This window comes from Flavicella sp. (genome assembly GCF_029238425.1).
Lineage (GTDB): Bacteria > Bacteroidota > Bacteroidia > Flavobacteriales > Flavobacteriaceae > Flavicella.
Genome location: NZ_JAQWGB010000002.1, coordinates 1 through 14340 on the forward strand (window position 1 = coordinate 1; position 14340 = coordinate 14340).

Sequence of the window (14340 nt, forward strand, 5' to 3'; positions counted from 1 at the left end):
CGTACATTCTCTGGTGGTACACCAAAATCGTCACACATTTTAACAACTGCTTGGTTCATCATTGGCGGTCCACAGAAATAGAATTCTATATCCTCTGGTGCTTCATGACCATTTAAATAATTATCTATCAATGCTTGGTGAACGAATCCTACAAATCCATCCCCTTCGTCATTAACATCTTTCTTCACTTTCCAATTGTCTTCTTCTAATGGTTCAGACAATACTAATTGCATTTTAAAATTAGGGAATTGCTTCTCTAAAGCTTCAAAATAATGCAAGTAGAATAACTCACGCTTAGAACGTCCACCATACCAGTAAGACACCTTACGCCCTGTTTTCATCGTATGGAATAACTCATATAAGTGAGATCTCATTGGTGCCATTCCAGCTCCACCACCTACATAAACCATTTCGGCATCTGACTCATTGATAAAAAACTCTCCATAAGGTCCTGAAATTGTAACTTCATCTCCTACTTTACGATTGAAAATATAAGAAGATGCGATACCTGGATTTACATCCATCCAGCCACCTTTAGCTCTATCAAAAGGAGGACAAGCCACACGCACGTTCAACATAATGTTACGTCCCTCTGCAGGGTAAGAAGCCATAGAGTATGCTCTCTCAATAGTCTCTGTGTTTTTCATCACTAATGGCCAAAGTTTGAACTTCTCCCACTCTTCCTGGAATTTATCAGGCTCTCCCGGGTGATCTTGAGGGTGTGCCGTAATATCCATATCAGAATATTTCACCTCTGTTTTAGGGATTTCAATTTGGATATATCCACCCGCTTTGTAATCCATATCTTCAGGGATCTCTACCACAAATTCTTTAATAAATGACGCTACGTTATAGTTAGAAACTACTTTCGCCTTCCATTTCTTTATTCCAAAAATTTCTTCTGGAATAGAAATATCCATGTCATTCTTTACTTTTACCTGACACCCTAAACGTACTCCACCGGCCAACTCTTTACGAGTAAAGTGAGGTGTTTCTGTTGGTAAAGCTTCTCCTCCTCCAGAATGAACATGACATTCACATTGGATACAAGTTCCACCTCCACCACAAGCAGATGGTAAAAATATTTTTTCTGCACCTAAAGTACCTAACAAGGTACCTCCAGTTTCTACTTCAATCGTTTTCTCTCCGTTGATCGTAATTTTAACTTTCCCAGAAGGAAGTAATTTTGCTTTGGCAACCAATAAAACAGCTGTCAAAATTAAAATCACTATTAAAAAAACGATAATACTTACTACTATAGTCATGTGTATACTCTTAGTTGTTTATAATTTGATTCCTGAGAAACTCATGAATCCTATCGCCATTAAACCAGTAATGATAAATGTGATCCCCAATCCTTTCAAAGGAGCAGGTACATTAGAATAAGCAATTTTCTCACGGATTGCAGCAATTGCTAAAATTGCTAAAAACCATCCAATTCCTGATCCTAAACCATATACTGCAGATTCTCCAACGTTAGAGAAATCTTTTTGTTGCATAAATAATGAACCTCCTAAGATTGCACAGTTTACAGCAATCAATGGTAAGAAGATACCCAAAGCCCCATACAAAGCAGGAGCAAAACGTTCCACTATCATTTCAACCAACTGTACCATAGAAGCAATTACAGCAATAAACATAATAAAACTTAAGAAACTCAAATCGATTGAAGCATACTCTTCTCCCAACCAAACTAAAGCTCCTGGTTTTAATAAATAGGTATCTAACAAAAAGTTTACTGGAACTGTAACCACCAATACGAAGATTACTGCTGCTCCTAAACCAACTGCTGTATTTACTGTTTTTGACACTGCCAAATATGAACACATTCCAAGGAAATATGCAAATACCATATTGTCAATAAAAATACTTTTTACGAAAATGTTAATATAATCCATCTTGTATATTTTATTAGTTTTCGATTAATTTTCTATTTCTAGATCTCTGCACCCAAATAATGATTCCCACAGTAATCAAAGCCATTGGAGACAATAACATAAATCCGTTATTCTCATATCCCATAGCATATAAACCTGTAGAATCTGCCAAAGTCTTTGCTTTATGACCAAGTACTTCAAATCCGAATAATTTTCCAGATCCTAACAACTCTCTAAAGAAAGCTACTAAAACTAAGATCAATGCATAACCTGCACCGTTTCCAACACCATCTAAGAATGATTTCCATGGTCCGTTCGCCAATGCGAATGCTTCCAAACGTCCCATTACTATACAGTTGGTAATAATCAATCCAACAAATACAGAAAGTTCCTTACTTACATCATAAGCATAGGCCTTTAAAATTTGATCTACTAAAATTACTAAGGATGCTACAATCAATAATTGAACAATAATACGGATACGTCCTGGAATTAAATTTCTAATCAAAGAAACGATCACGTTACTTGCTATGACAACGAATAATACAGCTATTGACATAACCAAGGCAGGCTTTAATTGTACTGTAATTGCCAAAGCAGAACAAATACCTAGTACCTGCACCGATATGGGGTTGTTATCATCCAATGGATCTGTTAACAACGCTCTATTTTGTTTAGAGAACAATGGTTCTTTTTCCTCTGCCATGATTAATTATTTTTAAAATAAGGTAAATAACGTGCTAATCTCTCTTGTACCATGTTTGACACTCCATCAGAAGTAATTGTACCTCCTGAAATGGCATCAACACCATGAGCATCTCCTGTTTTAGCTCCTCCTTTTACAGCTTTTACAGAAACAAAATTATCTGCTGTAAATCCTGCATTTGCATCTTTCAATAAAGTTTTACCAGCGAATTGTGCTTGGAACCAATCTGTAGTAATCTCAGCACCTAAACCTGGAGTTTCTCCTTTGTGTCCAAAATTAGCTCCAATGATAGTATTCTTATCACCGTCCAAAGCTACATATCCCCAAATTGCATCCCATAAACCAGCTCCATATAAAGGAACTACATAAAACGTCTTTCCGTCTTTTTCTGCGATGTATAAAGGAAAACGTTGATCTGTATCACTTTTCTTAACTTCTTTTTTCAAACTCAATGTAAAAGCATCTGCTTCCGTATCTACAGTACCATCCGCTTTTAAAGCCAATTGCTGTTTGATATATTTATTGAATTCTACTTCTGCATCATCCCTAGAAACCTCAGTCACACCGATAGTTCCTAAAATGTTCTGCATTTTTTCTGCTTTCACGTTTTTTTCTTGCAATGGTTTCAAACTAGTTGCTGTAAAAGCCAACAAACCAGCGATAACAGTCACCATGATAACCGCAAAAATAAACGTATACGCGTTGCTATTTTTATCCATGTCTTAAGCCGTTTCTAAATTATTTTTTACACGTTTTTTACGACGTTTGATATTTCCTTCTACAACATAATGATCAATTGTAGGAGCAAAAACATTCATCAATAAAATTGCCATCATGAAACCTTCTGGGTATGCTCCGTTAAATACACGAATCATAATTCCTAAGAACCCTATCAAGAATCCATAAATCCATTTTCCTTTATCAGTTTGCGCTGCAGAAACAGGATCAGTTGCCATAAACACTATTGCAAAAGCGAAACTTCCTACTAACAAATGTTCCCACCATGGAAAATTCATCAAACCATTATCCGGCAATAAAGTTGCACCAAGGCTATTGAAAATCAATCCCATTATAGAAGCTCCAATGATTCCTGACAACATTATTCTCCAACTAGCAACACCTGTAAATAATAAAAAGGCTGCACCAATCAAAATCATCAATACTGATGTCTCTCCAACGGAACCAGGTATATATCCTAAAAACATATCAAGTACACTATAAGAAACATCATTATTAGCAGCTAAAGTTCCTAATATAGTTTCTCCTGAAATAGCATCTACTGTACTTGCATCTGCTACCCATACTTTATCTCCAGACATATAAGGTGCATAAGAAAAGAATGCAAAAGCACGAGCAACTAAGGCCGGATTCAAAATATTCATTCCAGTACCTCCAAATGCTTCTTTACCAATTAACACGGCAAACGCAACGGACACTCCTAACATCCATAAAGGAAGATCAATAGGCATAATCAATGGAATCAACATCCCAGAAACTAAGTATCCTTCGTTGATATCATGACCTCTAAAAACACCAAAAGCAAATTCAATTCCTAATCCAACACCATATGAAACGGCAACCATTGGAAGAAATTTAAAAGACCCGTAGATTAAATAATCTACAAAAGTACCTGCCTCTCCTAATTGTGAAAAGTGTTGAAAACCAACATTCCACATACCAAAAATTAGCGCAGGTATCATAGCAAAGATCACGGTAACCATGATACGCTTTAAATCAACACCATCTCTAATGTGAGCACCATGTTTTGTTGTATGATTTGGCACAAACATTAGCGTATCAAACGCATTAAATGCTGGAGCCATTTTTTCGTACTTACCCCCCTTATCAAAAAGCGGCTTGTACTTATCGAATGTATTTCTAATAAATTTCATTATCCTACTTCGTTTATCATTATGTCTAAACCTTCTCTGATGATTGTCTGTGCTTCTACCTTAGAAGAACTTGTATAATCAATCAAGGCAAAATCTTCAGGAGCCACTTCGTAAATCCCTAAATTCTCCATTTTTTCAATATCCTTTGCCATGACAGCCTTTAACAACTGCATTGGAAAGATATCAATAGGCATTACTTTTTCCATTTCACCAGTAACAACAAGTGCACGCTCTTCACCTTGTAAATTGGTGTTCAAAGCATATTCTTTATTTGGTGACAAGTAAGAGAATGAAGTTTTTGACGCACTATGCACACTTCCACTTCCTACAAACGGAAGCCATCCCATAAATCTATGCGTGTTTCCTTCAGGAATTACCGAAATTACATTATCGTAAAACCCAAGGTAATCTCCAGTTGTAGCTACCTTATCTCCAGTCAAAACATCACCAGAGATAACTCTCACATTATCTTTATTTATTTTCCCTTCTAACAAGCTATCCAATCCTTGACCCGCTGTTACAGTATAATACTGAGGTGCATTTACCTCTGACCCAGCTAAAGCTAAAACTCTTTCAGGTTTGTATTCCCCTGTTAAAAACAGATTTCCTATGATGGCAACATCCTGAGCATTTACTGTCCAAACTTTTTCTCCTTGGTTGATAGGATCAACTTTAGAAATCTGAACTCCTACATTTCCTGCAGGATGTTTTCCTTTGACATTAACAACCTCTACATTTTCCACTTTGCTAAAGAAAGAAGCAGTTTCATTTACTGAAAGGTATACTTTTCCTTTGGTAAGTTTTGAAAGTGCATTGATCCCTGCTTGAAAGGCCTCTTCTTTTCCTTTCAATGCAAAAGCATAGCTAGGAGCCAATGGAGCCGTATCAAAAGAAGAAACAAAAATTGCTTTGGCTTCATCTTCTGGATTTGCAATTACGTCATATGGACGTTGATTTACATACCCCCAACAACCACTCTCTAACAATTTAGCTAGCACTTGTTCTTTAGAAAGTCCAGATGGATCTTCTTTACCAAAGTTTTTGAATTCGTTTTCAGGTTTAGCCTCAATAATAACCGCTAATATCCTTCTTTTTGCACCTCTTGAAATCTCTTTTACAGTTCCTGAAACAGGAGAAGTAAATTTAATTTGCTCATTTGATTTTGAATAAAACAAAACATCACCCACGGAAACCTCAGCTCCAACCTTTACAGTTAGCTTTGGTGTTATTCCATGAAAATCTTTTGGTTGAATTGCAAAAATCCCAGAACGAGGAGCTGCAGAAACTGTCTCATCTGCCTTGCCTTTAAGCTTAATGGTTAAGCCTTTTTTTATTCGAATGTCTTCTGACATATTTAGAATTTAAGTTAATCTGTTTTAAAACAATGCAAATTTAAAAAATTAGATTTTTTTTTCCGCAAATAAGCCCCTTTATATTAGCTTCTTATCTTATTTATAATCATTACAAATAACATTTCAAAGATGTTTTGGAAAATCAAATATTCGTTAAATTTAAATCAACAAAAAGTCAAAATCCTTAAACTTATTTCAACAAAACTGACATACTTCAAAAATCCAAACGGCAATAATTAATTAGTATCTTTGACTTATTGATATTAAAATTAAGATTTGAACAAACGTATTTTATTTTTTGTTTTCACTGGTTTGTTTCTCTGCATATCTTTGGGCTATGCGCAAAACTATACCGCCGCTTTTATCAAAACGGTTACGATCAATACTGACGAAAACCTCAACCCGATTGTTCCACTTGGAACCAAGCTAAAATTTGCTTTTGACGACCTAGAAGCTGATCAAAAAAACTATCGTTACTACATACGGCATTGCGATTATGATTGGAATGTTTCTAACCTACAAAGCACAGAATACATCAATGGATTTCAATCTTTTGAAATTCAAGACCTTGAAAACTCTTTTGGAACTTATCAAAACTATACACATCATAAATTTGAAATCCCAAATATCAATACTACAATTAAAATCAGCGGTAATTTTTTACTGACCGTACTTAATGATGATGATGAAATCTGTATCCAACGCAGATTCGTATACTATGAATCACGCATTGTGGTTTCTGCAATCATCCAAAGAGACAGAAGACTAAAACAAATCAACCCTCAACAAACAATCAAAGACAGAAATCAAGTTGTAAACTTCTCCATCATTCACCCTAATGTTACGATCAACAATCCTTCAAAAGAAATAAAAATTCAAATTGTTCAAAACAATGACTGGAACCTTATCAAATACGATATCGTTCCTCAATACTACAAAAAAAACGAGATCGTCTACAATTACAATATCGAAACAAGTTTTCCCGGAGGGAATGAATATTTAAATTTTGACACAAAAAACTTTAACGGAACGAACGTAAATATTGCTAGAACAGTTTTAGAGGATCATTATTATCAAACATACCTCTATCCAAACATCTTAAGAAAATTCTTGCCTTATACCTATTACCCAGACATCAATGGTGGATTTGTTGTAAGGACCTTAAACGGATATGAATCGACTTTAGACAGCGAATACACCAACATTCATTTTTTCTTAAAAGCAAATGAACAACTCATTAAAAATGAAAACATCTATGTTTATGGAGCTTTTAATAATTATGCTTTTACGGAAGAAAACCGACTAGTTTACAACAAGAAAACCAACCACCTTGAAACAGATATATTATTCAAACAGGGGTTTTACAATTACACGTATGTTATCAAAGAAGAAGACAAAGATGTAAACATAGAAGCTATTGAAGGATCCTTTCAAGAAACCGAAAACAACTACACAATTCTGGTGCACTACAAGCCTTTCGGAGAAAGAATTGGACGCATTGTTGGTGCCACCACTATCAATAGCAAGAATTAAAACTTCATAGTTTCATAACTTAACAAACGTTAAAATCCTTGTTAACCGCACAATTTTCCGATCAAAATTACTTATATTTATCATAAGTAAAATTATTTGAAGTGGTAGAAAAGATAACAAAAGGCATCAAAATTTCAGTGCTGACAAACTATGAAGGCATACATTCTCAGAATGAGAATCGTATGTTTTTGTTTAGTTATTTTATTACCATAGAAAACCAAACAAACGACACGGTTCAACTTCTTTCTAGAAAATGGGAAATCTATGATTCGTTAAACACTAAAGAAATTATTAAAGGAGATGGTGTTGTTGGTCAGATTCCTATTTTGGAACCCAATGAAAAATACACCTATAGATCTAATTGTTTATTACAGTCTAAAATTGGAGCTATGAAAGGATATTTTAATATGATCAATTTCGACTCTAAATCTCACTTTAAAGTACAAATCCCTGCATTTCAACTAAATGTAGCTGACACTTTGAACTAGGCTGACTTTGACATTATCCTTTCAAAAACAAATATTTTTCCATTTTGTTTGATTCTACACTCTTTGCAATTAGAACCATACTGGAATTCAAATTTTTGATCCATATCAAAACCATCATCTTTTAGCTTAAAGTCACCTTCTAGATCTATGATTCCCATTCTGTTTCTTCTGACAATCTCAAAACAATCAGTCTCTTTAGATTTTTTGAAAATTTCAAACCAGGCTCCACTTCCAATTCCTCCCAACCACTGGGCACTAGCAGAATCATAACTTTTGGTATCGGCAATAACAGATCCTACGTCATCTACTTCTTGCGGCACTTTAGCAAAAAGAGATCTTTTATATTCTCTTAAAATAGAATTGTTCCTGTACTCTTCAATGACACCATTTTCCACCTGCCATTTTTTCAAATTAGGCGAACTTCCTTTAAGCACATTGCTAACTGGACTTGGAGTAACTATATAACTTATTTTAAGATCTCTAATATTTTTTTTATTACCTGTTGATTCAAGTATCGTATCCGTTACAAAACGCGCACAATTATTTCCATCTTTCTTAAATGCTCCATAAGCAACTTCTCCTTTTTTTTGCAAATCCAAAATAAAAGCCAAAGCTTTATCGTAATCAATTTCAGAGTTAACTCCTGCTACCAACCTTCCTTCTCCGTGAGTTTTTTCAGGATGCTTATCTAAGAACAATAAAATTTCTTCTAAATTGCTAATCTCATTTCCATCATGAATAGCTTTGAATGGAATAGCCACCTCATTATCGGTTACTTCAGAACGAACTCTCCCAAAAGTATCTGATGTAATATAGCGACCGAAATCAAAATAATTTACCTTCCCGGTTTCTTTCGAAACCAACAACATAGCGGCATGCCCAGCCATCACTTTTTTCTGACCACCAACACCAAACAAAGGCCAAATTTTACTAATCAACTCTCCATTAGCAACCCTTACAATCACATCTGGATATGCTAAAATCACAATAAACCCAGTGTTTTTATTCATTTATAGTCATTTCTGATTTATACGACATGATGTCGATTTTACTTTCTTTCCCTGTTAAAACATCAACATAATACATATACAAGGAATCTCCTTCCTTAATTACAGAGGTAATACTTGTTGTTTCAACTCCTTCTCTTTTCATTTTTATAGCTATATCTTTTGAACCATGACTCTCATTATTGTGAAAACTCATTATATCTTCAAAAGAAGCTTCTGGGTATTGCTTTTCAAATTCTTTAAACCAATTTTCTCGAATAGCTTTTATGGGCTTATCATACAAGGTTGAAGAAGACCACATTTTAGAACTATGAGATAATATACGAATATCCTTTTTTACTCCATCCCAAATCAATTCAATGCAAATAGGCATAAATGACCAATCAATCGTTATCAAGGTAAAAGGTTCTACCCCCTCAAGCTCCAAGTCTTCAACGGCCCATTTAGCATTTTCTGCTTCCAAGACCTCCTTTACTACCAATCCACGACTATAAGCATAAGGCCCTTTCATCTCATGAGCTTCATAGGCCCCATTCAATAAACAAACTAATCTTTCTTCCTCTGACAAAGCGATCCAAGTACCACCTGCTTTTTCATCCTTTGGGTATAAAAAGTGTACCCCATCTTTTTCATAAAACTGGGGAGCTTTCGTTTTTCTATCGGGTTGCTCATCTCTATTGGACGTAAAAATAAAGTCGCCATTATTCTTTGGCAAGTAAGTGACTGTACACATAAACGGTATTTAAAATTCTGTATTGCACTCTTCGTCTCAAAAAAAAGAAATAATTACAGAATTACCAAAAATAGTAAAATAGTTTACAAAGCCTAGAATTTATTAATATATACTTATTCATTTACAATTAAATCCTAACTTTGCTTTTTATAATTTTTTTTCAAAACCTACATGCAAAGGGTAGAAACTCGTTACATTCTTAAAGATTCTGATCTCTTTAAAACTCAAGTTCTAGCTTGGTCTCAACAATATGATTCTGTCATCTGGCTTGACTCCAATCAACACCATGAAAAATATGCTCAGTACGAGGCTGTCCTTGCCGTTGGAGCACACACTTTTTTAAAAACAGATTATAAAAATGCATTTGAAAAATTAAAAAACTACCAATCTCAAACCAAAGATTATATTTTCGGCTATCTAGGCTACGATCTAAAAAATGATATTGAAAACTTACAATCCAACAATGTGGATTCTTTAGAATTTGAGGACCTTTATTTTTTTCAACCGAAAAAATTAATCTTTATCTCCGGACATACTGCAACTTTCAAATATCTAGAATCAGAAAAAAAAGATTTAAAAACCGATTTCGAATGTATTTGTAACACTGAGAATTTAAATGATAAGTATAATAACTCTAAGGCGAATTTAAAATTAAGAATTTCAAAAGACACCTATTTAGAGAAAGTTCACAATATTCTTCAAAATATTCATCATGGGGATTTATATGAGGCCACTTTTTGTCAAGAATTCTACTCAGAAAACACAAGCATTGACCCATTGAAAGTGTATCATAATTTAAATGAAATTTCTAAGCCACCATTTGCTACCTTTTTTAAATCAGAGCACCAATATTTACTTTCTGCTTCACCGGAACGTTATTTAAAAAAAATAGGTAACAAAATTATTTCACAGCCGATTAAGGGAACTGCGAAACGATCCAACTCAAAAACGGAAGACACAAGACTTAAAGCAGCTCTTAAAACGGATCCAAAAGAACGTGCTGAGAATGTAATGATAGTCGATTTAGTTAGAAACGACTTATCTAGAATATCGCAAAAAGGCACAACGGAAGTAGAAGAGCTTTGTGGAGTTTATAGTTTTAAACAAGTCCACCAAATGATTTCTACTATCAGCACTCAGGCTCCAGAAGAAAGCCATCCAGTAGACATTATAAAAAACACTTTCCCAATGGGAAGCATGACTGGTGCTCCAAAAATTGCTGCCATGGAGATTATTGAAAAAGAAGAAGAAAGCAAAAGAGGCTTGTACTCTGGTTCTGTCGGCTATTTTTCACCTACGGGTGATTTTGATTTTAATGTGGTCATAAGAAGTATCTTATACAATCAAAAGCAAAAATATGTATCCTTTTCTGTCGGTAGCGCCATAACATCTTTAGCAAAACCAGAAACAGAACTTGAAGAATGCCTTTTAAAAGCAAAAGCCATGAGACAAGTTTTAATCTAAGGAAGAATCTTTGTTATATATAACTTATCTTTGGATGGCATAGATTGTATCCGTTTACTATTTTAATTTTTACCGCGTGCTGAAACAATTTCAAAAACACATTGATGAGAAATTCCCTTTCTTAAAAAAAAGTAATGTATTAATTACTTCTTCTGGAGGATTAGATAGTACGGTTTTAGCTCATTTATTTAAAAATTCAGAATTCCATTTTTCACTTGCTCACTGCAATTTTTTATTACGCGGAAAAGAGAGTGACAAAGATGAAACTTTTGTGAAAAATCTTGGAAGTTTTCTAAACGCGACTGTTTATACTACTAAGTTTAAAACCAATGAATACGCCAATGAAAAGTCTATTTCTATTCAAATGGCGGCTAGAGAACTACGCTATGAATGGTTTGACAAAATAAAAGAAAAACATAATTTAGATTATATCCTAACCGCGCATCATAAAGATGACGTTTTGGAAACCTTTCTAATAAATTTCACTAGAGGTACTGGACTCGACGGATTAACCGGTATCCCAGAAACAAACGGAGCCATCATTAGACCACTGCTTCCTTTTACTAGAGCCGAAATAGAAGGGTATGCTGAAAAAAACGGAATTATCTGGAGGGAAGACGAAAGCAATAACTCTACAAAATACTTTAGAAACAAAATTCGCCATAAGGTAGTTCCTATTCTTAAAGAATTAAACCCTAATTTCTTCCAATCATTTGACACAACTTTAAGTAATCTTAAGGAATCTCAACAATTGGTAACCCAAGGAGTGGAAACCTTAAACAAAACCTTAATTCAAAAAAATGCTGATGGGAACTTTACACTTTATTTAAAAAAAATACATCAATTAAAAGATCTCAAAGCCAACCTTTACCCAGTTTTAAAACCCTTTGGTTTTGTAAACTGGAAGGATATTTACAATATTCTAGAAGCTCAATCAGGTAAAAAACTAGTCTCTAAAACACATCGACTGATTAAAAACAGAGAGGAAATTTTAATCAGTAAACTTCCTCAAAATGATTCTGATAGCTATAGCATTCCTACGAATAGCAAAAAAATTATAACCCCTATAAATCTGTCCTTTCACAAAAGAAAGGCCGCTGGGGAGTTTTCATTGAATACAGCCTATATTGATAAAAATCTCTTAAACGATACCTTGGTTGTAAGAAAATGGAAAAAAGGAGACTATTTTTACCCATTAGGAATGCACGGCAAAAAGAAGCTGAGCAAATTTTTTAAAGACTCTAAATTATCTTTGGTTGATAAAGAAAATAAATGGCTTTTATGTGATGGCGATGCTATTGTTTGGATTATTGGAACTCGCATGGATAACAGATATAAAATAACTGATAAAACAACCGACATATTAGAAGTTAATTTCTCTGAATAAAGAGGAAACAGGTTGAAAAAAACATATACAATGAAAAAATACTTATTCTCACTGATTCTATTTTTAGGATTTGTTATTAACGCTGAAAGTCAGGAAAGCACCATTTCATGGGATACGAAAATTTCTCAGGAAACAGAATCAGAATATATTTTAACCTTTACGGCTTCTTTAAAACCAGGATGGCATTTGTACTCACAGCACCTTCCAGAAGGTGGACCCCTCGCTACAGAATTTACTTTTGAAAAAGCAGGTGTAGATTTTAAATTGATTGGAAAAACCGAAGAAAGTGAAACTCATACTTCCTATGAGGAGATTTTTGAAATGGAAACTTCGTATTTTGAAAAACAAGCAGTTTTTTCTCAACACATACAACTCATAAATAGTTCTATAGACAATATTCAAATCTCAGCGGCTTACCAAACCTGTGACGACCAAGCTTGTACTTTTGAACCGGGAGAAATTTTAGTTTTTCAATTGACCGATAAAGCCATTGCTACAACTTCTAAAAACATCAATGTAAAAAGTGTAGCACTTTCACAAGCTTTAGACTTAAACATTTCCAATACCTCCGAATTTTTAAAAGGAAGCAACAATAATAAATCTGAGGGTAAAGGATTGACTTCCGTCTTTTTATTAGGTTTTTTCGGTGGACTTATTGCCCTGTTAACCCCGTGTGTCTTCCCGATGATTCCATTAACGGTATCTTTTTTCACCAAACAATCGGGAACTAAGAAAAAAGGAGTTTCAAGTGCAATTCTGTATGGTTTTTTTATCAGTTTTATTTATTTACTTCTAAGTTTACCATTCCACTTTTTAGACTCTGTAGATCCTGAAATATTAAACAGTATTTCAACCAATGTTTGGCTAAACGTTGGATTTTTTGTCATCTTTATTGTTTTTGCTATTTCCTTTTTTGGGTACTTTGAAATAACATTACCGCATTCTTGGTCTGATAAAATGGACTCAGCTTCTGATATTGGAGGAATCATTGGAACCTTTTTTATGGCCCTTACCTTAGCAATTGTGTCTTTTTCTTGTACTGGCCCTATTCTAGGATCCTTATTAGTAGGAGCATTATCTTCTGATGGAGGAGCTATGCAACTTACTTTCGGTATGGTCGGTTTTGGATCCGCTTTGGCTTTGCCTTTCACTCTCTTTGCCTTATTCCCTAACTGGCTTAACACATTACCAAAATCTGGAGGATGGTTGAACACCGTAAAAGTAATTCTTGGATTTTTGGAGGTTGCATTAGCCCTAAAATTTTTATCAAATGCTGATATGGTCCAACATTGGGGACTTCTTAAAAGAGAAACTTTTATCGTTATTTGGATTCTTGTATTTGCCGGTTTGGCATTATATGCTTTTGGAAAGATCAAATTCCCTCATGATGGACCCACTCAAAAATTAAGTCTTGGTAGAAAACTAACTGGTTTGACATCAGCTGTATTTACAATATACCTAATTGCTGGTTTATTTTTCAACACCTCACTTTCTCTATTAAGTGGATTCGCTCCGCCAAAGTTTTATAGCATCCATGAAACCAAAACAGATTGTCCTTTGGACTTAAATTGTTTCAAAGATTTCGATGAAGGTCTCGCTTATGCAAAACAGATAACTAAACCGATTCTATTAGACTTTACAGGTTGGGCATGTGTCAACTGCAGAAAAATGGAAGAAAACGTTTGGAGTGATCCTGAAGTATATGAAGAACTTGAAAAATTTGTGTTGATCTCTTTATATGTTGATGACCGAAAATTATTACCGGAAGAAGCTCAGTTTGATTATAAAAAAGAAAATGGTAAAATAAAAAAGATCAAAACAGTAGGTTCAAAATGGGCTACTTTGCAAGCTATTAACTTTGCAACAGCTTCACAGCCTTTTTACGTACAACTATCTACAGA

At 34.4% G+C, this 14340-nt stretch carries 13 protein-coding genes; 5 read left to right on the forward strand and 8 right to left on the reverse strand.

Annotated elements, in window-relative coordinates; translation table 11 throughout:
• From nqrF to P8H68_RS00180, 6 genes are all read right to left on the reverse strand, one after another.
• Window positions 1-1265, reverse strand: a 1265-nt coding sequence (nqrF, locus tag P8H68_RS00155) for an NADH:ubiquinone reductase (Na(+)-transporting) subunit F (protein ID WP_300320024.1), incomplete at its 3' end; no start/stop codon positions are given.
• A gap of 18 nt (window positions 1266-1283) precedes the next feature.
• The gene (gene nqrE, locus P8H68_RS00160) at window positions 1284-1898 is read right to left on the reverse strand and encodes an NADH:ubiquinone reductase (Na(+)-transporting) subunit E (RefSeq protein ID WP_300320027.1); all 615 of its coding nucleotides are present in this window, start codon (window positions 1896-1898) and stop codon (window positions 1284-1286) included.
• A gap of 13 nt (window positions 1899-1911) precedes the next feature.
• Complete coding sequence (locus P8H68_RS00165) at window positions 1912-2583, reverse strand: NADH:ubiquinone reductase (Na(+)-transporting) subunit D (RefSeq protein ID WP_300320029.1); 672 nt, start codon at window positions 2581-2583, stop codon at window positions 1912-1914.
• 2 nt (window positions 2584-2585) lie between these two features.
• The gene (nqrC, locus tag P8H68_RS00170) at window positions 2586-3302 is read right to left on the reverse strand and encodes an NADH:ubiquinone reductase (Na(+)-transporting) subunit C (RefSeq protein ID WP_300320032.1); all 717 of its coding nucleotides are present in this window, start codon (window positions 3300-3302) and stop codon (window positions 2586-2588) included.
• A gap of 3 nt (window positions 3303-3305) precedes the next feature.
• Complete coding sequence (locus tag P8H68_RS00175; protein ID WP_300320034.1) at window positions 3306-4475, reverse strand: NADH:ubiquinone reductase (Na(+)-transporting) subunit B; 1170 nt, start codon at window positions 4473-4475, stop codon at window positions 3306-3308.
• On the reverse strand, window positions 4475-5827 hold the full coding sequence (locus P8H68_RS00180; protein ID WP_300320037.1) for a Na(+)-translocating NADH-quinone reductase subunit A: 1353 nt from the start codon (window positions 5825-5827) through the stop codon (window positions 4475-4477). The genes P8H68_RS00175 and P8H68_RS00180 overlap by 1 nt, the downstream gene beginning before the upstream one ends.
• Before the next feature lie 276 nt (window positions 5828-6103).
• Here P8H68_RS00180 and P8H68_RS00185 point away from each other — a divergent pair, with 276 nt between their 5' ends.
• Both P8H68_RS00185 and apaG read left to right on the forward strand, forming a co-directional pair.
• Window positions 6104-7360 (forward strand): DUF5103 domain-containing protein, encoded by a 1257-nt coding sequence (locus P8H68_RS00185; protein ID WP_300320040.1) that lies wholly within the window; start codon window positions 6104-6106, stop codon window positions 7358-7360.
• A 101-nt stretch (window positions 7361-7461) separates the two neighbouring features.
• Window positions 7462-7848, forward strand: coding sequence for a Co2+/Mg2+ efflux protein ApaG (apaG, locus tag P8H68_RS00190; RefSeq protein WP_300320042.1), 387 nt, complete (start codon window positions 7462-7464; stop codon window positions 7846-7848).
• Here apaG and P8H68_RS00195 read toward each other — a convergent pair.
• The gene (locus tag P8H68_RS00195) at window positions 7845-8858 is read right to left on the reverse strand and encodes a DUF6695 family protein (protein ID WP_300320044.1); all 1014 of its coding nucleotides are present in this window, start codon (window positions 8856-8858) and stop codon (window positions 7845-7847) included. The two genes, apaG and P8H68_RS00195, sit on opposite strands and share 4 nt — an antisense overlap.
• Entirely contained in the window at window positions 8851-9588 is a 738-nt protein-coding gene (locus P8H68_RS00200) for an NRDE family protein (protein ID WP_300320047.1), read from the reverse strand. Before P8H68_RS00200 ends, P8H68_RS00195 begins: the two co-directional genes overlap by 8 nt.
• Window positions 9589-9759: 171 nt before the next feature.
• Here P8H68_RS00200 and P8H68_RS00205 point away from each other — a divergent pair, with 171 nt between their 5' ends.
• From P8H68_RS00205 to P8H68_RS00215, 3 genes are all read left to right on the forward strand, one after another.
• The gene (locus tag P8H68_RS00205) at window positions 9760-11052 is read left to right on the forward strand and encodes an anthranilate synthase component I family protein (RefSeq protein ID WP_300320050.1); all 1293 of its coding nucleotides are present in this window, start codon (window positions 9760-9762) and stop codon (window positions 11050-11052) included.
• A gap of 76 nt (window positions 11053-11128) precedes the next feature.
• A complete protein-coding gene (tilS, locus tag P8H68_RS00210) occupies window positions 11129-12439 on the forward strand; it encodes a tRNA lysidine(34) synthetase TilS (protein ID WP_300320052.1) in 1311 nt (436 codons plus the stop codon).
• Window positions 12440-12469: 30 nt separating this feature from the next.
• On the forward strand, window positions 12470-14340 hold a 1871-nt coding region (locus tag P8H68_RS00215; RefSeq protein ID WP_300320054.1), incomplete at its 3' end, for a cytochrome c biogenesis protein CcdA.

What these genes read in the sequence shown, in the direction of transcription:
- nqrE (WP_300320027.1), bottom strand. Translation starts at nt 1,898, where the DNA reads ATGGATTATATTAACATTTTCGTAAAAAGTATTTTTATTGACAATATG.
- P8H68_RS00165 (WP_300320029.1), bottom strand. Translation starts at nt 2,583, where the DNA reads ATGGCAGAGGAAAAAGAACCATTGTTCTCTAAACAAAATAGAGCGTTG.
- nqrC (WP_300320032.1), bottom strand. Translation starts at nt 3,302, where the DNA reads ATGGATAAAAATAGCAACGCGTATACGTTTATTTTTGCGGTTATCATG.
- P8H68_RS00175 (WP_300320034.1), bottom strand. Translation starts at nt 4,475, where the DNA reads ATGAAATTTATTAGAAATACATTCGATAAGTACAAGCCGCTTTTTGAT.
- P8H68_RS00180 (WP_300320037.1), bottom strand. Translation starts at nt 5,827, where the DNA reads ATGTCAGAAGACATTCGAATAAAAAAAGGCTTAACCATTAAGCTTAAA.
- P8H68_RS00195 (WP_300320044.1), bottom strand. Translation starts at nt 8,858, where the DNA reads ATGAATAAAAACACTGGGTTTATTGTGATTTTAGCATATCCAGATGTG.
- P8H68_RS00200 (WP_300320047.1), bottom strand. Translation starts at nt 9,588, where the DNA reads ATGTGTACAGTCACTTACTTGCCAAAGAATAATGGCGACTTTATTTTT.
- P8H68_RS00205 (WP_300320050.1), top strand. Translation starts at nt 9,760, where the DNA reads ATGCAAAGGGTAGAAACTCGTTACATTCTTAAAGATTCTGATCTCTTT.